This is a genomic window from Pseudomonas sp. BF-RE-22 (genome assembly GCF_019956155.1).
GTDB classification, from domain to species: Bacteria; Pseudomonadota; Gammaproteobacteria; order Pseudomonadales; family Pseudomonadaceae; genus Aquipseudomonas; species Aquipseudomonas migulae.
Genome location: NZ_JAHBDD010000066.1, coordinates 162634 through 184786, shown reverse-complemented (window position 1 = coordinate 184786; position 22153 = coordinate 162634). Strand labels below are relative to the sequence as shown.

Genomic DNA, 22153 nt, shown 5'->3' with positions numbered 1-22153 from the left:
CCAACAACCGTCGGACCTTGCGCACATTTGTGGCTAAAAGTTACTCCAATGCTTTCCAGATATCCGTCGCGTACTCGCGAATGGTCCGGTCCGAGGAGAACCAGCCCATCCGGGACGTGTTCAACACCGCCGAACGCCACCACTCGTTCGAGTCGTGCCAATGGGCTTCAACACGCATCTGCGCGTCCCAGTAGGAATCGAAATCGGCGCAGACCAGGAAGCGGTCGTAGTCGATCAGCGAATCGATCAAGCCGGTGTAACGGGACGGATCATCCGGCGAGAACACCCCGCCACGAATCGCTTGCAGCACATCATTGAGCCGATGGGACGCGGCAATGTCCGGCGTCGCATTGAACTCATGATTCTGTTTACGCGCTTCAACCTGCTGCGCGCTGAGGCCGAAGATAAACATGTGCTCGGCGCCGATGCGCTCGCACATTTCCACGTTGGCGCCGTCCAGCGTGCCAATCGTCAGCGCGCCGTTGAGGCCGAACTTCATGTTACTGGTGCCCGACGCCTCGAAGCCTGCAGTGGAAATCTGCTCGGACAAATCCGCCGCCGGAATGATGCTCTCCGCCAGGCTGACGTTGTAGTTAGGCAGGAACACCACTTTGAGCAAACCGCGCACGGTCGGGTCGTTGTTCACCACCCGGGCGATGTCGTTGGTCAGTTTGATGATCAGCTTGGCCTGGTGATAACTGGCGGCGGCCTTGCCGGCGAAGATCTTCACTCGCGGCACCCAGTCGATTTCCGGCTCGGCGCGAATCGCCTGATACAGCGCGACGGTGTGCAGCAAGTTGAGCAACTGACGTTTGTATTCGTGGATCCGTTTGACCTGCACGTCGAACATCGCCGCCGGGTTGACCGCAACCCCAAGGCGTTCGTGAATGATGTATGCCAGCGCTTTTTTGCTGTGCAGGCGCTGCTCGGCGAAGGCCTTGCGAAACGCGGATTTTTCCGCGAACGGTTCCAGATCGAGCAAGCGCTCTTCCGGGTTATCCAACAGATCAGGGCCGAGGGCATCGACCAGCATCGAGGTCAATTCCGAGTTGGCCTGATACAGCCAGCGGCGGAAGGTAATGCCGTTGGTCTTGTTGTTGATCCGCTCCGGGTAGAGCTTGTGCAGTTCCGAGAACACGGTTTTGCGCATCAGTTGCGTGTGCAGTCCGGACACGCCGTTGACGCTGTGGGAGCCAAGGAACGCCAGGTTGCCCATGCGCACACGGCGACCGTTGTCCTCTTCGATCAGCGATACCGCGCGCAGCACGTCAAAATCATGGATGCCTTTGGCACGTAGCGAATCGATGTGCTGGGCGTTGATCAGGTAAATGATCTGCATGTGCCTTGGCAGCATCCGCTCCATCAAACCGACCGGCCAGGTTTCCAGCGCTTCCGGCAACAGCGTGTGGTTGGTGTACGAAAGCGTGTCGACGGTGACCTGCCACGCGGCGTCCCACGCCACGTCGTAGACATCGACCAATTGGCGCATCAACTCGGCCACGGCAATGGACGGGTGAGTGTCGTTGAGCTGGATTGCCGCGTGGTCGCCCAGGGTCAGCACCGAGGTGTGCATGTTGCGATGACGGCGCAGCAAATCCTGGAGAGATGCAGCGACGAAGAAGTATTCCTGGCGCAGACGCAGTTCCTGTCCGGCTTCGGTGCTGTCCGCCGGGTACAGTACGCGAGAGATACTTTCCGCCCGCGCCACTTCAGCGACCGCGCCGAGGTGGTCGCCGGCGTTGAAGCGTTCAAGGTGCAAATCTTCCATCGCACGGGCACGCCACAGGCGCAGCGTGTTGACGCTCGCCCCGCGCCAGCCGACTACCGGGGTGTCATAAGCAATGGCGCGCACGGTTTCCGCCGGGGACCAGACTTGCTTGGACTTGCCGTTTGAGTCGGTCACGGTTTCGACGCTGCCGCCGAAGCCGATCGGGTAAACCACTTCTGGCCGTTCGAATTCCCACGGGTTGCCGAAATCCAGCCAGTGTTCGGTCTGTTCCTGCTGCCAGCCATCGACAATCGCCTGGCGGAACAAGCCGTGTTCGTAACGAATGCCATAACCGTGGCCGGCGATGCCGAGGGTCGACATGCTTTCCATGAAGCACGCCGCCAGACGACCGAGGCCGCCGTTGCCCAAGGCTGCGTCGGGCTCCAGCAGGCGGATACGTTCGAGGTCGACGCCGAGCTCGGTCAGCGCTTCGCGGGCGACGTCGAGCAGGCCGAGGTTGCTCAAACTGTCGTAGAGCAGCCGGCCGATGAGAAATTCCAGGGAGAGGTAATAAACCCGCTTCTGACCTTTGCGGTAGATCTGCCGGGTGTGGTCCATCCAGTGCTCGACCATGTGATCGCGCGCCGCCAGCGCAATGGCTTCGAACCAGTCGTGGTCGAAGGCGTGATCCGGGTCTTTACCCACCGCGTAGGTGAGTTTGGTCAAGACGGCGTCGCGGAATGCGGCCACCTCTGCTTCGCGAACAAGTGGTTCTTGAGTCATCGATAAGACCTCGAGCGAGCTTTGAGTTGTCTGAGCCTAGACGGTCTGACAGGCGGTAGAGGCTCTGGTTCGGCAGTTTTTCCTGTTAGTGCGAGATAGGTCGGCATTACCTTGTCGTGTACCTGAATCAATGCAGGGGCCGTGCCGGAATTCAAGTGTTGTTGACCACAGTTAAAAAAATCTGGCGAAAGGTTGTTCAAAAATCCACCAGTCCCGGTATGATCGCGCGCCCTGATGCACACGCTGGTAACAACCGATGATGAAGCCCAACCTGATCGCCGCCGCAGAGATCGATCGTCTCGATACCTGGGCCAAATACTCTGCGCCGATGTGCGGTTCCTGCATATCCAGCTGCTGCACCCTGCCGGTCGAGGTCAAGATCAAGGATCTGATCCGCATCGGCATCGTCGACGAGTTCGAGCGCGGCGAACCGGCGAAGAACATCGCCAAGCGTTTGCAGAAGGAAGGGATCGTCGAGCGTTACAGCCAGAAGACCGAGATCTTCACCCTCCAGCGCATGAGCAACAACGATTGCCTGTACCTGGATCGTAAGAGCCGTCTGTGCACTATTTATGAAAAGCGCCCGGATACTTGCCGCAACCACCCGAAGATCGGGCCGCGACCGGGGTATTGCGCTTACAAGCCGAAGGAAGTGGCGCGCGAGACCAGCAGCAGCCGTCGGCCCCTCGAGAAATTCTGATCCGGAATATGGGCGCCTGAACGGGCGCCTTCGCGGGCAAGCCTCGCTCCTACAAGGGCAGCGCATAACCTGTAGGAGCGAGCGATGCGGCGATCCGACTTGCCCGCGAAGGGGCCGGTGAAAGCACCACACAAACCCCAGACAAACAAAAACGCCCCCGGCCTTTCGACCGGGGGCGTTTTCATTCAGCCTGAACTAAAACTCAGTTCTTGGCTTTCTTGGCAGCGCGGGTACGCTCGCCTTCGTCCAGGATCTTCTTGCGAAGACGGATGGACTTAGGAGTAACTTCGCACAGCTCGTCGTCCTGGATGAATTCCAGGGCCTGTTCCAGGGTGAAGCGAACAGGTGGAACCAGAGCGATGGTTTCGTCTTTACCCGAAGCACGCATGTTGTCGAGCTTCTTACCTTTGGTTGGGTTGACGCCCATGTCGTTATCACGGCTGTTCAGACCAACGATCTGACCGTTGTAGATTTCCTGACCGTGTTCAACGAACAGCTTGCCACGTGCCTGCAGGGTTTCCAGGGAGTAGGTCAGAGCCTTGCCGGTTTCTACCGATACCAGAACACCGTTCTGACGACCGGACATGTCGCCGGACTTCATGGTGTCGTAGCGATCGAAGATCGAGGTCAGGATGCCAGCACCGTTGGTCAGGGTCAGGAACTGGTTACGGAAACCGATCAGACCACGAGCAGGGATGTTGTATTCCAGACGCACACGGCCTTTGCCATCCGGCACCATGTTGGTCAGGTCGCCCTTACGCAGACCCATCTCTTCCATGACCTTGCCCTGGGATTCTTCAGGGGTGTCGATGGTGACGTTTTCAAACGGTTCCTGCTTCACGCCGTCAACCTGACGGATGATCACTTCAGGACGACCAACGCCCATTTCGAAGCCTTCGCGACGCATGGTTTCGATCAGTACCGAGAGGTGCAACTCACCACGGCCGGAAACCTTGAACTTGTCAGCCGAGTCGCCTTCTTCAACGCGCAGAGCAACGTTGTACAGCAGCTCTTTGTCCAGACGTTCCTTGATGTTACGGGAAGTCACGAACTTGCCTTCTTTACCGCAGAAAGGCGAGTCGTTCACCTGGAAGGTCATGGAAACGGTTGGCTCGTCAACGGTCAGAGGCTTCATCGCCTCGACGTTGTCCGGCTGGCACAGGGTGTCGGAGATGAACAGCGAGTCCATACCGCTCACGCACACGATGTCACCGGCAAACGCTTCTTCAACGTCGATACGGTGCAGACCGTGGTGACCCATCAGCTTCAGGATACGGCCGTTGCGTTTCTTGCCGTCGGCGCCGATGGCGACAACCGGAGTGTTCGGCTTGACGCTACCACGAGCGATACGGCCAACACCGATAACACCCAGGAAGCTGTTGTAGTCCAGTGCCGAGATTTGCATCTGGAACGGGCCTTCACGGTCAACTTTCGGCGCAGGTACGTTGTCGACGATCGACTGGTACAGCGGGGTCATGTCTTCAGCCATGTCGGTGTGGTCCAGACCGGCAATACCGTTCAGGGCCGAGGCGTAGACGACTTTGAAGTCCAGCTGTTCTTCGGTGGCACCCAGGTTGTCGAACAGGTCGAAGATCTGGTCCAGAACCCAGTCCGGACGCGCGCCTGGACGGTCAACCTTGTTGATGCACACGATCGGACGCAGGCCGGCTTCGAAAGCCTTCTTGGTCACGAAACGGGTTTGCGGCATAGGGCCGTCTTGAGCGTCAACCAGCAGCAGAACGGAGTCAACCATCGACATTACGCGTTCAACTTCGCCGCCGAAGTCGGCGTGGCCCGGGGTGTCCACGATGTTGATGTGGTAGCCGTTCCAGTTGATGGCGGTGTTTTTCGCCAGAATGGTAATACCGCGCTCTTTTTCCTGGTCGTTGGAGTCCATCACGCGCTCGTCGTTGAGCTCGTTGCGCTCCAGAGTGCCGGATTGACGCAGGAGTTTGTCTACCAGGGTGGTTTTACCATGGTCAACGTGAGCAATGATGGCGATGTTGCGTAGATTTTCGATCACTTGTGTATCTCGATCAGAGGATTCGGTGTGCTGACAAGTCTTGGCAGCGATTAACAGTAGAGTCAGGCCTTGCCGTTACAGCTTGACGGCAGAGTCGGGGGGCCGATGACGCAGGCCACAGGCAAACAGCCCCGGGCTCTTAGCTCGGTCGATAAACGCGCACATTGGCATGCCCCTCACTGAGCAAATGGTGGGCATGCAGGCGACTCATCACGCCTTTGTCGCAATACAGCAGGTACTGGCGAGTAGGGTCCAGTTCCTTGAAACGAGCGTTCAATGCATAAAACGGCATCGTCTGTACCTCAATGCCATCGAGTTCCAGCGGCTCGTCTTCAGCGGCATCCGGGTGACGGATGTCGATGATGATCTGGCCCGCCAGTGCTTCGCTGACTTCTTCGATTTGCAAATCCTGGCCCAATTCGTCGATCACGCGATCGATCGGCACCAGTTTGGCGTTCTCGAGCGCACGCTCAAGGACTGCCATGTCGAATTCTTTCTCTTCATGCTCCACCCGGTGGCGCTTGGCAGCCGTCTTCGGGTTGACTGAAATGACCCCGCAATACTCCGGCATGTGCCGGGCGAAATCGGCGGTACCGATTTCGTTGGCCAGATCGATGATGTCCTGCTTGTGACTGGCGATCAGCGGGCGCAGCACCAGCTTCTCGGTCACGCAGTCGATCACGTTCAGATTCGGCAATGTCTGGCTCGACACCTGGGAGATCGCCTCCCCGGTCACCAGCGCTTCGATTTGCAGTCGATCGGCAATTTGGGTCGCAGCGCGCAACATCATACGCTTCAATACTACGCCCATATGACTGTTATCGACTTTACCGAGAATTTCTCCCAGTACTTCCTCGAACGGCACACTGACAAATAACACGCGTTGGGAGCTGCCGTACTTCTTCCAGATGAAGTGCGCGACTTCCATCACGCCCAGTTCGTGGGCCCTTCCGCCCAGATTGAAGAAGCAGAAGTGGGCCATCAGGCCGCGACGCATGATCTGGTAGGCCGCCACAGTGGAATCGAAGCCGCCGGACATCAGCACAAGCGTCTGTTCCAGGGCACCCAGCGGATAACCGCCGATGCCGTTGTGCTGACTGTGGATCACGAACAACCGTTGGTCGCGAACTTCGATTCGGACTTCGATTTCAGGCTTTTTCAGGTCGATCCCGGCGGCACCGCACTGGCGGCGCAACTGGCTGCCGACGTATTTCTCAATATCTATCGAGCTGAATGGGTGCTTGCCAGCGCGTTTGCAACGCACCGAGAAAATCTTGCCGGCCAGTGCATCACCGTAGTGCTGCTTGCATTTTTCAACGATGTCGTCGAAATCACCCAGCGGGTACTCATCGATTTGCAGGAAGTGCGCGACGCCCGGCATGCAGCTCAGACGCTCGCCCATCTCCTTCAGAGCCTTGGGATCGCTGACGCGGGTTTCCAGCTCGAGGTTGTCCCACACGCCGTTCACCACCACGGCCGGATCCAGATCGCGGAGCACGGCACGGATGTTCTTGGCCAACTGGCGGATGAAACGCATCCGTACCGGGCGGCTCTTGATGGTGATCTCTGGGAAGACTTTTACGATTAATTTCATGGAAACAGCGCGCGCGAGGCCTGCCGAAAAAGGGGGGCGCGGATTATAGCGGAAATTGCTCAAGGTTTAACCAGTTAATGTGCAGAAGGTTTTGCACGCACCAAAACAGGTCATTTATTGATTTTAGCGCCACATTGTAGGGCGGGATTTTCTCCATTAATGCGCATTACACCTTTATAAGCGTGATATTGGGGCAAAAAACCCATGGTGGGGCACTGGCATGCAATTTGCTCCCTTGTGAGGCAGGTTGCCTTGGCAGAGTATTCGCGCCGGCATCACCCACATTCTAAGGGCATCCACTACTAAGCCCGAAGCCACCCGGAGGACACTATGTCGAAGTCGGTTCAACTCATCAAAGATCATGACGTCAAGTGGATTGATCTGCGCTTCACGGACACCAAAGGCACCCAGCACCACGTGACCATGCCGGCTCGCGACGCGCTGGATGAAGACTTCTTCGAAGTCGGCAAGATGTTCGACGGTTCCTCCATCGCTGGCTGGAAAGGCATCGAAGCCTCCGACATGATCCTGCTGCCGGACGACAGCACTGCCGTACTGGACCCGTTCACCGAAGAGCCGACCCTGATCCTGGTCTGCGACATCATCGAACCTTCGAGCATGCAAGGCTACGATCGCGACCCACGTGCGATCGCCAAGCGCGCAGAGGAATACCTCAAATCCACCGCCATCGGCGACACTGTGTATGCCGGTCCGGAGCCAGAGTTCTTCATCTTCGACCAAGTGAAGTTCAAGTCCGACATCTCCGGCTCCATGTTCAAGATCTACTCTGAACAAGGCTCGTGGATGTCCGACCAAGACGTGGAAGGCGGCAACAAAGGCCACCGTCCAGGCGTCAAAGGTGGTTACTTCCCTGTTCCACCGTTCGACCACGACCACGAAATCCGTACCTCCATGTGCAACGCGCTGGAAGAAATGGGCCTGACCGTCGAAGTTCACCACCACGAAGTGGCAACTGCCGGCCAGAACGAAATCGGCGTCAAGTTCAACACCCTGGTGAAGAAAGCCGACGAAACCCAAACCCTGAAGTACGTCGTGCACAACGTGGCCGATGCCTACGGCCGCACCGCTACCTTCATGCCTAAGCCACTGTACGGCGACAACGGCTCGGGCATGCACGTGCACATGTCCATCTGGAAAGACGGCAAGAACACCTTCGCAGGTGAAGGCTATGCCGGTCTGTCCGATACCGCTCTGTACTTCATCGGCGGCATCATCAAACACGGTAAGGCCCTGAACGGCTTCACCAACCCGGCGACCAACTCCTACAAGCGTCTGGTTCCAGGCTTCGAAGCTCCAGTGATGCTGGCCTACTCGGCCCGTAACCGCTCCGCTTCGATCCGTATTCCTTACGTGTCGAGCCCGAAAGGCCGCCGTATCGAAGCACGCTTCCCGGATCCAGCTGCCAACCCGTACCTGTGCTTCGCAGCACTGATGATGGCTGGCCTGGACGGTATCCAGAACAAGATCCACCCTGGCGATGCAGCTGACAAAAACCTGTACGACCTGCCGCCTGAAGAGGCGAAAGAGATCCCACAAGTTTGCGGCAGCCTGAAAGAAGCCCTGGAAGAGCTGGACAAAGGTCGTGCGTTCCTGACCAAAGGCGGCGTGTTCTCCGATGACTTCATCGACGCTTACATCGCTCTGAAAAGCGAAGAAGAAATCAAGGTACGTACCTTCGTACACCCACTGGAATACGAGCTGTACTACAGCTGCTGATCCGGTAGCGCCTGCGCAAGCGGCGTGACAAAAAAGAGGCCTCCTTCGGGAGGCCTTTTTTGTGGGTGCTCGTTTCCCCTGAACACACATCCATGGATAATCCGCCGCTCTCGCGCCCGCCCGGCGCCTTGACGAAGGGATTCGTATGAAGTGGCTGTGTTACCTCTGCCTGCTTGCCAGCCTGTGTTTGAGTTCCGCGCAAGCGGCGTCTTTTTATGAGGGAAAGCCGCTGGCGCACCCAGTGATCGACAGCCTCCAGGAAAGTCAGGCAACGCTGGCCTTCATCAAGGAAACCGTCGGCGTCACCGGGTATTACTGCCTTTGTCAGAGCCCAGACAGCCAGCCGCAAGCGCTCGACACATATGGCGACGCCTCCATCGAGGCCGTATTCAATACCGCGCTGGACAACGAACACACCACGATGTTCGTGCTGTTCAAGACTAAAAACCGCTATGGCATTCGCGCCTACCGCTTCTACGAAAGCCCGCAGATCTACGTCAGACTTGACCGCCTGCAACCCGCTCTCGACCGCATTGCCAAAGATCAGAAAAACCTTAATGTGCTAATGGTCCGCAAGGCGCTGGCAAAGCTGAGCCCGTTTGACTACCGCATTAACTATGAAGAATCCGGGGTCACCGAATTTGACCAAATCGATCACACTGCAGGCACGCTCGTAAGCTATTTCGATGAGCAGAAAAAGCCCGTCCCCGATGATCCCGCCAGTGACAGCATCAGTACCTACAAAAAAACCTTTCAGAAGAAAGACGGGCGCTTCCTGACAGTGACCTACTGGCGCGGCACGGATAAACCAGTTCGCGACTATGGCGACCGGACGGCTTACAACTATCAGATCTACAGCATCGCCTGGGAAACCGATCCGACTCAGTATGACGCCACGCGTGATGGCTATGCCGTGACCTTTAACTCTGGACTTTTGCGCTCCATCGGCCAGTACAAAAACAATCTGCGGACCGGTGAGTGGACCTTTCAGAAAGGCTGGGAGAATCGCTCGAGCGGCCCCTACGTCGACGGAAAACGTCACGGCCGATGGAGTATCTGGACGCCAGAGGAACTGCAAGTCGGCAATTACGAAAATGACTTGCGCGAAGGTCGCTGGCGGACCGCGCCGCCCGAAGACGATGAGCCCGAGTCCAGCGGCTTCGTCACCTATCTGCATGACCAACTCCAGGGGGCCAGCGAACAGCGCCGCAATGGCGTGGTCACTGAGCGTGGCGACTATCAGAACGACAAACGCCAAGGCCCCTGGCTGACCGGTGCGGGTGAAGGCACCTATGAAAATGGCCTGCAAAGTGGTCCCTGGATACTCAGAACCAAAGAGGGGCATACGCAACGTGTGAACTTCATCGATGGCAAGAAGGAAGGCGAGCTGCGTGATACCGACGCCAATGGCACGCTGACGCTGGTGGAGCACTACAAGGCCAACATGCTTGCAGGAGTTCGAGAAGGCTACGCCGCGAATGGCAAGCCCACCTTCCGTGAGCAGTATGAAAATGGAAAACCGCACGGACCGGCACAGCATTTCAGCGCTGATGGCAGCCGCCTCATTAAAGAGATGACCTGGCGCGACGGCGTACTCGACGGCCCTTATCGCGACTACCTCGACGACGGCACACTCGCGAGCGAGGGCGCGTATAGGAATGGTCAATTCCTCGGGACCTGGATAGATCGTGATGCCAAAGGCGCCGTCGCTTTGGAAACGAACTCGTGCAGCTTCGACGAGAATGGGCCGAAGGTCGCTCTCTGTGGGAAGTTTCGTGTTTTCAAGCAAGGGAGACTGCAAAGCGAAAGCGAGTACCTGTACGGGCGCAGACAAAACTACGTCGAATACAACGTTGAAACGGGGAAAAAAACGCAGGAAATGATTATCGGCGAGGACGATCAGGTCACGGTTAACAACTATGGCTCTGACGGCGGCTTATGCAGGCTGGCCAAAAAAGGCTTCACGCTGATGACCATCAACCAGCAGTCGGTTAAAAACTATGACGGCGCCGAACTGTACGGCGAACAGTTGTGTTTCTACCCTAACGGTGTCGTCAGTAGCCGCTACTTTTTCGATCGGGGCTTTCTAGGCTGCACGATTCGTTATGACGAAACAGGCCAGGAAATACCGGAACGCTGCGCGCCGCCGACGCCTGAAATGGAAAGACGCATGCAAAAATTCATTCGCTGATTTCGCAACCAGCGATAAACCAATGTAGGAGCGAGACCGGCTTGCCGGCGATAGCATTCGTTCCTTCAACACTGATGCTGGATGATCCGCCGCCATCGCCGGCAAGCCGGTCTCGCTCCCACAGGGGATTCGTTGCGCTTGGGAGATGACGGCAAATCATGCCCAAATGTTTACAACTTGGGTCAATCACCAACCCTGACCTATGCTGCAACCCAACGCGTTCGTTTCTGGTCGATTTTATGGGTCGTGGTTTTCTGTTCATCCTGCTGTTGATCGCCCTGCCCGCCGCCGCGCAGATTTATAAGTACACCGACGCCGCCGGCAACACCGCCTACAGCAATCAACCACCCGACGGTGTGAAGGCTCAGCCGGTCGAACTGCCGCCGCTCAACAGCGTCGAGCGCCAGGCGCCTCCTGCCCCACCCGCACAAGCCACCAGCCGCGAACAACCTCGCAGCGCCTACGAGGTGCTGGAGCTGACCAACCTGCCCACCACCGAAGCGCTGCGAGCCAACAACGGCACCTTCACCGTCAACGTGTTGATCAAACCGCGCTTGCAAGGCCCGCATCTGTTCAGGCTGCTGCTGGACGACCAGCCTTACGGCCAGCCGAGCAACGTGCCGATCCTGCAACTGGTCAACATTGATCGCGGCACTCACAGCCTCGCGGTGCAAGTGATCGACGGGGAAGACATCGTGCAGCAGAGTCCGACCGTAACCTTCACGGTACAGCGGGTGCACAAGCCGTGAGGTTATGGCTGCTGGCCGCCTGCCTGATCGCGCTGTCCGCATCGGCCGAAGTCTTCACTTACATCGACGCACAGGGCAATCGGGTCTTCACCGACCAGCCTGGCTCCGGCAACGCCAAACGTGTGCCGCTGGCGACGAGCAACCGCATGTCCGCCAACCCGACCGGCGCAGCGCCGGTGATTGCCGAGAAGCGGACCGAAACCAAACCCCTGTTCCGCTACGACATGCTGCGAGTGCTGGTGCCCGAGCCCGACGCCACAATCCGCAGCAGCGCCGGCGAACTGATCGTCAGCATCACCAGCGAGCCCGGCCTGCAACGAGGCCATCGCTACCGCTTGTTGCTGGACGGGCAGCCCACCGCTGAACCTGGCCCGAGCCCGGTGTTCGCCTTGAGCAACATCGATCGCGGCAGCCACAACCTGTCCGTGGAAATCCTCGACGAACACGGCCGCATCGCCGAGCGCACCGCCAATCAACCCTTCCATATGCTGCGCATTTCCCTGGCACAAAAACGCCAGGTCAAACCCTGCATACTGACCGACTACGGCCAACGACCGGAGTGTCCGCTTAAGGACAAACCCATCGAGCCCAAAAATCCCTTCCTGCGTTTCTTCTAACCTCGTTCAGCTTTGCGCACTATATTGGTGCGATAGGTTGCACCGTACCCAAATATCAACCCATTTTGGTTCGAAAGTACCCGCAAAAGCTGGCAGAACGCCACGCAAACGAGCGTCAAACGCCCGTTTCAGGCCTTTAACGCTTCTTTTCGGAGCCTTGGTTTGGTTTTTGCATTTTCCTCATATCGGCGCGTTATTCACGCGCATGCCCTGCTCCAAAAGAGGTCCTGATGACCATTAGCGACGCACTGCATCGATTGCTGCTCGACAACCTGACCACCGCCACCATCCTGCTCGACGCCGAACTGCGCCTCGAGTACATGAACCCGGCGGCGGAGATGCTGCTGGCCATCAGTGGCCAGCGCAGCCATGGGCAGTTCATCAGTGAGTTGTTCACCGAATCCACCGAAGCCCTGAATTCCCTGCGCCAGGCAGTCGAGCAGGCGCATCCGTTCACTAAACGCGAAGCGATGCTCACCGCCCTGACCGGCCAGACGCTGACCGTCGATTACGCGGTCACACCGATCCTGGCCAACGGCGCCACCATGCTGCTGCTGGAAGTCCACCCGCGTGACCGCTTGCTGCGGATCACCAAGGAAGAGGCGCAGCTGTCGAAGCAGGAAACCAGCAAGATGCTGGTGCGCGGCCTCGCTCACGAGATCAAGAATCCGCTCGGCGGGATTCGCGGTGCGGCCCAGTTGCTCGCCCGCGAGCTGCCGGAAGAAAGCCTGCGCGACTACACCAACGTCATCATTGAAGAAGCCGACCGCCTGCGAAACCTGGTCGATCGCATGCTCGGCTCCAACAAACTGCCATCGCTGGCCATGTGCAACGTCCACGAAGTGCTGGAGCGCGTCTGCCACTTGGTCGAGGCCGAAAGCCAGGGCTGCATCACATTGGTGCGCGATTACGACCCAAGCATTCCCGACGTGTTGATCGACCGCGAACAGATGATTCAGGCCGTCCTGAACATCGTGCGCAACGCGATGCAGGCCATCAGCAGCCAGAACGAGCTGCGCCTGGGCCGCATCAGCCTGCGCACCCGCGCCATGCGCCAGTTCACCATCGGCCACGTGCGCCATCGCCTGGTGACCAAGATCGAAATCATCGACAACGGCCCCGGCATTCCTGCGGAACTTCAGGAAACCATCTTCTTTCCCATGGTCAGCGGGCGCCCGGACGGTACCGGGCTCGGCCTGGCCATTACCCAGAACATCATCAGCCAGCACCAGGGCCTGATCGAATGTGACAGCCATCCAGGCCACACCACCTTCTCGATCTTTCTGCCACTGGAACAAGGAGCCACATCGACATGAGCCGTAGTGAAACCGTGTGGATCGTCGATGACGACCGTTCTATCCGTTGGGTCCTGGAAAAAGCCTTGCAGCAGGAAGGCATGACCACGCAAAGCTTCGACAGCGCCGATGGCGTGATGAGCCGCCTGGCGCGCCAGCAGCCGGACGTGATCATCTCCGACATTCGCATGCCGGGTGCCAGCGGTCTGGACCTTCTGGCGCGGATTCGCGAGCAACACCCACGGCTGCCAGTGATCATCATGACTGCGCACTCCGATCTGGACAGCGCTGTCGCGTCCTATCAGGGCGGCGCGTTCGAATACCTGCCCAAGCCGTTCGATGTCGACGAAGCGGTGTCCCTGGTCAAGCGCGCCAACCAGCACGCCCAGGAACAGCAAGGCCTGGAAGTCCCGGTCGCCCTGACCCGCACCCCGGAAATCATCGGCGAAGCGCCGGCGATGCAGGAAGTGTTTCGCGCCATCGGGCGCTTGAGCCACTCCAACATTACCGTGCTGATCAACGGTGAATCGGGTACGGGTAAAGAGCTGGTCGCCCATGCCCTGCACCGTCACAGTCCACGGGCGGCTTCGCCATTCATTGCGCTGAACATGGCGGCCATCCCGAAAGACCTGATGGAATCCGAGCTGTTCGGCCATGAAAAAGGCGCGTTCACCGGTGCGGCCAACCTGCGTCGCGGACGATTCGAACAGGCGGATGGCGGCACGCTGTTCCTTGATGAAATCGGCGACATGCCGGCGGACACGCAGACCCGTTTGCTGCGCGTGCTGGCAGACGGCGAGTTCTACCGCGTCGGCGGCCACGTGCCGGTCAAAGTCGACGTGCGGATCATCGCCGCGACTCACCAGAATCTGGAAACCCTGGTGCACGCCGGGAAATTCCGTGAAGACTTGTTCCACCGCCTTAACGTGATCCGCATTCATATTCCACGCCTGTCGGACCGTCGCGAAGACATCCCGACCCTCGCCAAGCACTTCCTCAGCCGCGCCGCGCAAGAACTGGCGGTCGAGCCGAAGCTGTTGAAAAGCGAAACCGAGGAATACCTGAAGAACCTGCCGTGGGGCGGCAACGTTCGTCAGCTGGAGAACACCTGCCGCTGGATCACGGTGATGGCTTCGGGTCGCGAAGTGCACATCAGTGACCTGCCACCAGAGCTGCTGAGCCTGCCGCAGGATTCGGCGCCGGTGACCAACTGGGAGCAAGCGTTGCGCCAGTGGGCCGATCAGGCGTTGGCTCGCGGTCAGTCGAGCCTGCTCGACAGCGCGGTGCCGGCGTTTGAGCGGATCATGATCGAGACTGCGCTCAAGCACACCGCTGGTCGTCGTCGTGATGCAGCGGTTTTGCTGGGCTGGGGGCGTAATACCCTGACGCGCAAGATCAAGGAACTGGGGATGAAGGTGGATGGTGGGGATGATGATGAGGGGGAAGAGGGTTAATCAGCCTTTAGATCATCATCGTTGCATAGATCCATTCGCGGGCAAGCCTCGCTCCTACAGGATTTTTACGAACCTGTAGGAGCGAGGCTTGCCCGCGAAGCTTTTGGGGCCAACATGCACCGACTGAATGCAGAGTGAACCGCAATCGCGCACGCCAACCGATCCAAAATCCCACCTGCGTTCACAATCGAACCCCTGGCGAAAAAACACGAAAGCCCCATATTACGGGGCTTTCGGCGTTTCAGAGCGTGTGATTGTTTCAACCTGTTAAAACCTGGCACGCCCCCTGCAATAGTCCATTCAGTGATTCAGTTCACTACCCGGTTTCGGGGACCTTGGTACAGGCAGGCCGGGGATTCCCCTCTTTACATCGGGCTCACACCGCACTTGCGACGAGCCCAAACAGTTTTGGGGCCCTTGATACAGGCAGGTCAGGGGTTCCTTCTTTACACCGGGCTCACGCAATGCGCGAGCCCTCCCGTTTTGGGAACCTTGGTACAGGCAGGCCGGGGATTCCCTCTTTTATTGCTCCCGGAGATGGATCTCCAGCCGCCAGCGGTCATCGACCTCGCTACCGGCCCACTCGCCTTGCAGTGGCCGGGCCGCCACCACCGACAGCAACAACCCCCCATCACTCAATCGCACCCGCCAGTTCACGTTCTTGTCGTTGAGCTTGAGCTGACCTTTCTGCGTCTTGCCCTCCGCCTCGAACAGCAACGCCAGGCTGCCGTCGATAAACTCGCCGTGGGACTTGGGTTCGTTGTTGAACCACACCACCAGGCCGTCGTTCGTCACCTCGATCTGCTGCAATTCACTGGGGTCGGGCGTGGTCAGGCGACCGATCATCAGCCCCACCATTACCCCGACAATCGCCAGCGAACCCATCACGCGCGGGAATAGTTTCGAACGGGGATCCGCTTGCGGCGTAGAATGCCCGTCATCTTTACCTTCGGAGCCGTGCATGTTTCACGTCATCCTTTTTCAACCAGAAATTCCGCCGAATACCGGCAACGTTATCAGGCTGTGCGCCAACAGTGGCTGCCACCTGCATTTGATCGAACCGCTGGGCTTCGAGATGGACGACAAGCGCCTGCGCCGGGCCGGCCTCGATTACCACGAGTATGCCACCCTGCAACGCCATGCGGACCTCGCCAGTTGCCTGGAGAGCCTTGGTCATCCAAGGGTGTTCGCGTTTACCACCAAGGGTTCGCGGCCGTTCCACGACGCGAGCTTCGCCGAGGGCGATGCCTTTCTGTTCGGCCCGGAAAGCCGAGGCTTGCCGGCGGAAGTGCTGGACGCCCTGCCCGGCGACCAACGCCTGCGTTTGCCGATGCGCGAAGGCTGTCGCAGCCTGAACCTGTCGAACACTGTGGCGGTTGCCGTCTACGAAGCGTGGCGGCAGAACGACTTCAAATAACACCCCATAACAAATGTGGGAGTGAGCCTGCTCGCGATGGCGGTGTGTCAGCTGACATTGATGTCATCTGACACACCGCCATCGCGAGCAGGCTCACTCCCACACGGGTGTCGCTGCGCAGCTTATTGAACGGTTGGAGTCTCGCCAGCCGCCTGCATGCGTTGCAGTTCTTGTGCGTACAGCGCGTCGAAGTTGACCGGGGCCAGCATCAGGGCCGGGAACGAACCACGGGTCACCAGGCTGTCCAGGGTTTCGCGAGCGTACGGGAACAGGATGTTCGGGCAGAACGCGCCGAGGGTGTGGCTCATCGAAGCGTCGTCCAGGTTCTTGATCAGGAAGATCCCGGCCTGTTGCACTTCAGCGATGAACGCTACTTCTTCACCGTTTTTCACGGTCACGGACAGGGTCAGCACGACTTCGTGGAAGTCGCCTTCCAGTGCCTTCTGGCGGGTGTTCAGATCCAGACCGACGCTTGGTTCCCACTGCTGGCGGAAGATCGCCGGGCTTTTCGGGGCTTCGAACGACAAGTCACGTACGTAGATGCGCTGCAAGGAGAATTGCGGTGCGGTTTCTTCTTCGCTAGCTGCAGTGTTCTGTTGGTCAGTCATCTCAGATCCTTTCTGATCTTGGGGTCTTATAGGGAAGGCATTCAGGCCTTGAGCATGGCGTCGAGCTTGCCGGCGCGCTCAAGGGCAAACAAATCATCACAACCGCCAACGTGGCGCTCACCGATCCAGATCTGCGGCACGGACGTGCGCCCGGCCTTCTGGGCCATGGCGGCGCGCACCTGCGGCTTGCCATCGACCTTGATCTCTTCGAAGGCCACGCCTTTGTTCTCGAGCAGGTACTTGGCTCGCGAGCAGTAAGGGCAGTAATCGCTGGAATAGACGACGACGTTGCTCATATCACTTCACCAGCGGCAGGTTGTCGCCTTTCCAGCTGGAAATACCGCCGGACAGCTTGGCGGCGGTGAAGCCGGACTTCATCAGTTCGCGAGCGTGAGTGCCGGCGGTCTGGCCCATGGCGTCGACCAGGATGATGGTCTTGGCCTTGTGCTTTTCCAGTTCGGCCACGCGAGCAGCCAGTTTGTCGTGAGGAATGTTCAACGCGCCAACAATATGACCGGCGGCGAAATCCTTGACCGGACGAATGTCGATCACAACGCCCGCGTCCTTGTTGACCAGGCCGGTCAGTTCACCGGTGCTCAGGCTGCGGCCGCCGCCTTGCATCTGATAGGCGATCAGCAACGCCAGCAGTACCACGAAGATACCGACGAGCAGATAGTGGTTAGTGGCAAATTCAATCAGGTGAGCAACCATCGAAGGAGGTTCCAGGGCGTTAAAATGTCGGCCAGTATACACAGCCACTATGGTGGGCCAAACCCCGTCCGGCGGTGACGCCGTCGGAACTTCGCTTTAAACTGCCACTCCCTTTTCCATTGCCCTCTTTTAACTCAGCCACGAGTGGAATCCATGACTACCACGCCTAAACCTTTGGTCCTGATTATTCTCGACGGCTTCGGTCACAGTGAGAGCCCTGAATCCAACGCCATCTATGCGGCGAAGAAGCCCGTACTGGACCGTCTGTGGGCCACCGTGCCGAACGGTCTGATCTCGGGCAGTGGCATGGACGTCGGCCTGCCGGATGGCCAGATGGGCAACTCCGAAGTCGGCCACATGAACCTCGGTGCCGGCCGCGTTGTGTATCAAGACTTTACTCGCGTGACCAAATCGATCCGCGACGGCGAGTTCTTCGAGAACCCGACCATCTGCGCGGCTGTGGATAAAGCCGTTGCCGCCGGCAAAGCCGTGCACTTCATGGGCCTGCTGTCCGATGGCGGCGTTCACAGCCACCAGGATCACCTGGTTGCCATGGCCGAATTGGCTGCCAAACGCGGCGCGGAAAAAATCTACCTGCACGCCTTCCTCGATGGCCGCGACACGCCGCCGAAAAGCGCCCAGTCGTCGATCGAACTGCTCGACGCGACCTTCCAGGCCCTCGGCAAAGGCCGGATCGCCAGCATCATTGGCCGTTACTTCGCCATGGACCGCGACAACCGTTGGGACCGCGTGTCCCAGGCCTACAACCTGATCATCGATGGCAATGGCGAATTCAACGCCGCCACCGCCCAGGAAGGCCTGCAAGCCGCGTACGAGCGTGGCGAGAGCGACGAATTCGTCAAAGCCACCTCCATCGGCGAGCCGGTTAAAGTCGAAGACGGCGACGCCGTAGTGTTCATGAACTTCCGCGCCGACCGCGCCCGCGAGCTGACCCGCGTGTTCGTCGAAGACGGTTTCAAGGATTTCGAGCGCACCCGCCAGCCAAAACTGGCCGGTTTCGTCATGCTTACCCAATACGCCGCCAGCATCCCCGCGCCATCGGCCTTCGCTGCCGGCAGCCTTGACAACGTGCTCGGCGACTTCCTGGCGAAAAACGGCAAGACGCAGCTGCGCATCGCCGAAACCGAGAAGTATGCCCACGTGACCTTCTTCTTCTCCGGCGGCCGTGAAGAACCGTTCCCGGGCGAAGAACGCATCCTGATCCCGTCGCCGAAAGTCGCCACTTATGACTTGCAGCCAGAAATGAGCGCGCCGGAAGTCACCGACCGCATCGTCGACGCCATCGAAAACCAGCGTTACGACGTGATTGTGGTCAACTACGCCAACGGCGACATGGTCGGCCACAGCGGCGTGTTCGAAGCAGCGGTAAAAGCCGTGGAATGCCTGGACCTGTGCGTCGGCCGCATCGTCGATGCGCTGGACAAAGTCGGCGGCGAAGCGCTGATCACGGCTGACCACGGCAACGTCGAGCAGATGTCCGACGAAACCACCGGCCAGGCGCATACCGCGCACACCACCGAGCCGGTGCCGTTCATTTATGTCGGCAAGCGTGACCTGAAGGTGCGTGAAGGCGGCGTGTTGGCAGATGTGGCGCCGACCATGCTGAAGCTGTTGGGCCTGGAAAAACCGGCTGAAATGACCGGGACTTCGATTCTGGTGTAATCCGGTCGCTCAAACACCGCCAAACCCTGTAGGAGCAAGCTTGCTCGCGATAGCTATCTAACCGTCGACATCTATGTTGAATGTTAAGGCCCTATCGCGAGCAGGCTCGCTCCTACAGTGGGTTTGCGTGGTTTTTCGGGCCGGTTATCACACAGCCCCAATTGGGCGTTTTTTTTGCAGCGTGGGGCGGGCATACTAGGCCGTCCCTTTCCCTGGTGTCGCCCGCCTCTATGCTTCGCGTCCTGATAGCCCTTGCCCTGACTTGCCTGCTCCAACCGGCCTTTGCTGACGAGCGCGCGCAAACCCAACAACAGTTGGACGCCACGCGTCAGGACATCGCCGAGCTGAAAAAACTGCTGGGCAAGCTCCAGGAAGAAAAATCCGGGGTGCAGAAAGACCTCAAGGGCACCGAGACCGAGATGGGCAAGCTCGAGAAGCAGGTCGAAGCCCTGCAAAAAGAGCTGAAGAAAAGCGAATCCGAGCTGCAGCGTCTCGATGGTGAGAAAAAAAAACTCCAGAGCGCGCGCATTGAACAGCAAAGACTGATCGCCATTCAGGCCCGCGCGGCCTATCAGAACGGCCGTCAGGAGTATTTGAAGCTGCTGCTCAACCAGCAGAATCCGGAAAAATTCGCCCGCACCCTCACCTATTACGATTACCTGAGCCAGGCCCGCCTGGAGCAGTTGAAGAGTTTCAACGAAACCTTGCGCCAACTGGCCAACGTCGAAAAAGACATCGCCCTGCAACAAGCGCAGTTGCTGGTGCAAAAGAGCAGCCTCGACAGCCAGCGCGATGAACTCGACAAAGTCCGTCAGGAACGCCAGCAAGTCCTCGCCAAGCTCAGCGATGACGTAAAGGCTCGCGATCAGAAACTGGCCGCCCGCGAGCAGGATCAGGCAGACCTGTCTAAAGTCCTTAAAACCATCGAAGAAACCCTGGCCCGCCAGGCTCGTGAGGCAGAAGAAGCGCGGCAAAAAGCGCTGATTGCCCAGCAGGAAGCCGAAAAAAAGCGTTTACGTGAGGCTCAGGCGGCAGCAGATGCAGACGCCACTGACGCCCCACGCAAACCCATTAAATCGACACCCGGCGCCTTGGTATCAAGCTCAGGCGAGACGTTTGGCGGCCCGTTTGCTTCCAGCCGGGGAAAACTTCCATGGCCGGTTGATGGTCGACTGCTGGCACGCTTTGGCGAAACCCGTGGCGACGACGCCCGCACCAAGTGGGACGGCGTGATGATCAGCGCCTCCGCCGGCAGCCAGGTGCATGCCGTGCACGGTGGTCGCGTGGTGTTTGCCGACTGGCTGCGCGGTGCCGGCTTGCTGGTGATCCTTGACCACGGCAACGGTTTTTTGAGTCTTTACGGTCACAACCAGACGCTGCTCAAGTCTGCGGGTGACGTGGTGAAAGCCGGTGAGTCCATCTCCACTGTCGGTAACAGCGGCGGGCAGGACACTCCAGCACTGTATTTCGCAATTCGTCAGCAGGGTCACCCGAGTGATCCGGCGCAATGGTGCCGCGCGCAAGGATAGGCGTTGAGTCACCTACATTAGGAGTTCGTTCGACATGCTGCATTTGTCCCGTCTTACCTCGCTGGCCCTGACGATCGCCCTGGTGATCGGCGCGCCTCTGGCGTTCGCTGCTCAACCGGCTCCGGCGGTCGCGCCTGCGGGCACTGCTGCGACTACCAAGGCGCCGCTGCCGCTGGAAGAGTTGCGCACCTTTGCCGAGGTCATGGACCGGATCAAGGCAGCCTATGTCGAACCGGTGGACGACAAGACCCTGCTGGAAAACGCCATCAAGGGCATGCTCAGCAACCTCGACCCGCACTCCGCCTACCTGGGCCCGGAAGACTTCGCTGAATTGCAGGAAAGCACCAGCGGCGAATTCGGCGGCCTGGGCATCGAAGTCGGCGCCGAAGACGGTTTCATCAAGGTGGTTTCGCCGATTGATGACACGCCCGCCTCGAAGGCCGGCATTCAGGCCGGCGACTTCATCGTCAAGATCAACGGCCAGCCGACTCGCGGCCAGAGCATGACCGAAGCCGTGGACAAGATGCGCGGCAAGATCGGCCAGAAAATCACCCTGACCCTGGTTCGCGATGGCGGCACACCGTTCGACGTGACCCTGTCCCGCGCCATCATTCAGGTGAAGAGCGTGAAGAGCCAGTTGCTGGAGTCCGGCTACGGCTACATCCGCATCACCCAGTTCCAGGTCAAGACCGGCGAAGAAGTCTCCAAGGCCCTGGCCAAGTTGCGCAAGGACAACGGCAAGAAGCTCAAAGGCATCATCCTCGACCTGCGTAACAACCCGGGCGGCGTGCTGCAGGCGGCGGTGGAAGTGGTCGACCACTTCATCACCAAGGGCCTGATCGTTTACACCAAGGGCCGCATCGCCAACTCCGAGTTGCGCTTCTCCGCCACCGGCAAAGACGAAAGCGAAGCGGTGCCGATGGTTGCGCTGATCAACGGCGGCAGCGCCTCGGCCTCGGAAATTGTGGCCGGTGCCTTGCAAGACCAGAAACGCGCGGTGGTCATGGGCACCACCAGTTTCGGCAAGGGCTCGGTGCAAACCGTGCTGCCGCTGAACAACGACCGCGCGCTGAAGATCACCACGGCGCTGTATTACACGCCGAACGGCCGCTCGATCCAGGCCCAGGGCATCGTCCCGGACATCGAAGTGCGCAAGGCCAAGATCACCAGCGAGCAGGACGGCGAATACTTCAAGGAAGCCGATCTGCAAGGTCACCTGGGCAATGGCAACGGCGGCGCCGACAAACCGACCGGCTCCAGCGCCAAGGCCAAGGCAATGCCGCAGGACGATGACTACCAGTTGGCCCAGGCCCTGAGCCTGCTCAAAGGGCTGAGCATCACTTCCGGCCGCTGA

General features: G+C 59.0%; 18 protein-coding genes. 11 read left to right on the top strand and 7 right to left on the bottom strand.

Annotated features, from left to right (window positions below):
* Nucleotides 1-40 precede the first annotated feature (40 nt).
* Nucleotides 41-2491, bottom strand: coding sequence for a glycogen/starch/alpha-glucan phosphorylase (locus KGA82_RS25350; RefSeq protein ID WP_223452968.1), 2451 nt, complete (start codon nt 2489-2491; stop codon nt 41-43).
* A gap of 259 nt (nt 2492-2750) precedes the next feature.
* Here KGA82_RS25350 and KGA82_RS25345 point away from each other — a divergent pair, with 259 nt between their 5' ends.
* Nucleotides 2751-3191, top strand: a complete 441-nt coding sequence (locus KGA82_RS25345) for a YkgJ family cysteine cluster protein (RefSeq protein WP_085988407.1) — start codon at nt 2751-2753, stop codon at nt 3189-3191.
* A gap of 202 nt (nt 3192-3393) precedes the next feature.
* On the opposite strand, the gene typA is transcribed toward KGA82_RS25345, so the two are convergent.
* The gene (gene typA / locus KGA82_RS25340; protein WP_008028025.1) at nt 3394-5214 is read right to left on the bottom strand and encodes a translational GTPase TypA; all 1821 of its coding nucleotides are present in this window, start codon (nt 5212-5214) and stop codon (nt 3394-3396) included.
* A 139-nt stretch (nt 5215-5353) separates the two neighbouring features.
* Complete coding sequence (gene thiI, locus KGA82_RS25335) at nt 5354-6808, bottom strand: tRNA uracil 4-sulfurtransferase ThiI (RefSeq protein ID WP_008028023.1); 1455 nt, start codon at nt 6806-6808, stop codon at nt 5354-5356.
* A 330-nt stretch (nt 6809-7138) separates the two neighbouring features.
* Here thiI and glnA point away from each other — a divergent pair, with 330 nt between their 5' ends.
* The 6 genes from glnA to ntrC all read left to right on the top strand — a co-directional run bounded on the left by glnA (nt 7139) and on the right by ntrC (nt 14851).
* Nucleotides 7139-8545, top strand: coding sequence for a type I glutamate--ammonia ligase (gene glnA, locus KGA82_RS25330; RefSeq protein WP_008028021.1), 1407 nt, complete (start codon nt 7139-7141; stop codon nt 8543-8545).
* 145 nt (nt 8546-8690) lie between these two features.
* Nucleotides 8691-10736 carry a toxin-antitoxin system YwqK family antitoxin gene (locus tag KGA82_RS25325; protein ID WP_223452966.1) on the top strand — a complete coding sequence of 682 codons (2046 nt, stop codon included), beginning with the start codon at nt 8691-8693 and terminating at the stop codon, nt 10734-10736.
* 239 nt (nt 10737-10975) lie between these two features.
* Nucleotides 10976-11485: a DUF4124 domain-containing protein gene (locus KGA82_RS25320; RefSeq protein WP_223452965.1), complete on the top strand. Its 510-nt coding sequence runs from the start codon at nt 10976-10978 to the stop codon at nt 11483-11485.
* Nucleotides 11482-12102 carry a DUF4124 domain-containing protein gene (locus KGA82_RS25315; RefSeq protein WP_223452964.1) on the top strand — a complete coding sequence of 207 codons (621 nt, stop codon included), beginning with the start codon at nt 11482-11484 and terminating at the stop codon, nt 12100-12102. Before KGA82_RS25320 ends, KGA82_RS25315 begins: the two co-directional genes overlap by 4 nt.
* A gap of 230 nt (nt 12103-12332) precedes the next feature.
* A complete protein-coding gene (gene glnL, locus KGA82_RS25310) occupies nt 12333-13418 on the top strand; it encodes a nitrogen regulation protein NR(II) (protein WP_008024908.1) in 1086 nt (361 codons plus the stop codon).
* Nucleotides 13415-14851 carry a nitrogen regulation protein NR(I) gene (ntrC, locus tag KGA82_RS25305; RefSeq protein WP_064675450.1) on the top strand — a complete coding sequence of 479 codons (1437 nt, stop codon included), beginning with the start codon at nt 13415-13417 and terminating at the stop codon, nt 14849-14851. The genes glnL and ntrC overlap by 4 nt, the downstream gene beginning before the upstream one ends.
* 522 nt (nt 14852-15373) lie before the next feature.
* On the opposite strand, the gene KGA82_RS25300 is transcribed toward ntrC, so the two are convergent.
* Nucleotides 15374-15814, bottom strand: coding sequence for a hypothetical protein (locus KGA82_RS25300; protein ID WP_032828573.1), 441 nt, complete (start codon nt 15812-15814; stop codon nt 15374-15376).
* Between KGA82_RS25300 and trmL the strand changes: the two genes are divergently transcribed.
* Nucleotides 15813-16268, top strand: coding sequence for a tRNA (uridine(34)/cytosine(34)/5-carboxymethylaminomethyluridine(34)-2'-O)-methyltransferase TrmL (gene trmL / locus KGA82_RS25295; protein WP_223452963.1), 456 nt, complete (start codon nt 15813-15815; stop codon nt 16266-16268). The two genes, KGA82_RS25300 and trmL, sit on opposite strands and share 2 nt — an antisense overlap.
* Nucleotides 16269-16390: 122 nt before the next feature.
* Here trmL and secB read toward each other — a convergent pair whose 3' ends face one another.
* Genes secB through KGA82_RS25280 form a run of 3 tightly spaced genes read right to left on the bottom strand, consistent with a single transcriptional unit; the run spans nt 16391 to nt 17587 of the window.
* Entirely contained in the window at nt 16391-16876 is a 486-nt protein-coding gene (secB, locus tag KGA82_RS25290) for a protein-export chaperone SecB (protein WP_007897410.1), read from the bottom strand.
* 41 nt (nt 16877-16917) lie between these two features.
* Nucleotides 16918-17172 (bottom strand): glutaredoxin 3, encoded by a 255-nt coding sequence (gene grxC / locus KGA82_RS25285; RefSeq protein ID WP_008024917.1) that lies wholly within the window; start codon nt 17170-17172, stop codon nt 16918-16920.
* Nucleotide 17173: 1 nt separating this feature from the next.
* Complete coding sequence (locus KGA82_RS25280) at nt 17174-17587, bottom strand: rhodanese-like domain-containing protein (RefSeq protein WP_008024918.1); 414 nt, start codon at nt 17585-17587, stop codon at nt 17174-17176.
* Nucleotides 17588-17740: 153 nt separating this feature from the next.
* On the opposite strand from KGA82_RS25280, the gene gpmI reads away from it, so the two are divergent.
* The 3 genes from gpmI (at nt 17741) to KGA82_RS25265 (ending at nt 22153) form a co-directional block, all read left to right on the top strand.
* Nucleotides 17741-19270, top strand: coding sequence for a 2,3-bisphosphoglycerate-independent phosphoglycerate mutase (gene gpmI / locus KGA82_RS25275; RefSeq protein ID WP_223452960.1), 1530 nt, complete (start codon nt 17741-17743; stop codon nt 19268-19270).
* Between the two features lie 230 nt (nt 19271-19500).
* Nucleotides 19501-20799 carry a murein hydrolase activator EnvC family protein gene (locus tag KGA82_RS25270; RefSeq protein WP_223452959.1) on the top strand — a complete coding sequence of 433 codons (1299 nt, stop codon included), beginning with the start codon at nt 19501-19503 and terminating at the stop codon, nt 20797-20799.
* A gap of 34 nt (nt 20800-20833) precedes the next feature.
* Complete coding sequence (locus KGA82_RS25265; RefSeq protein ID WP_008024923.1) at nt 20834-22153, top strand: S41 family peptidase; 1320 nt, start codon at nt 20834-20836, stop codon at nt 22151-22153.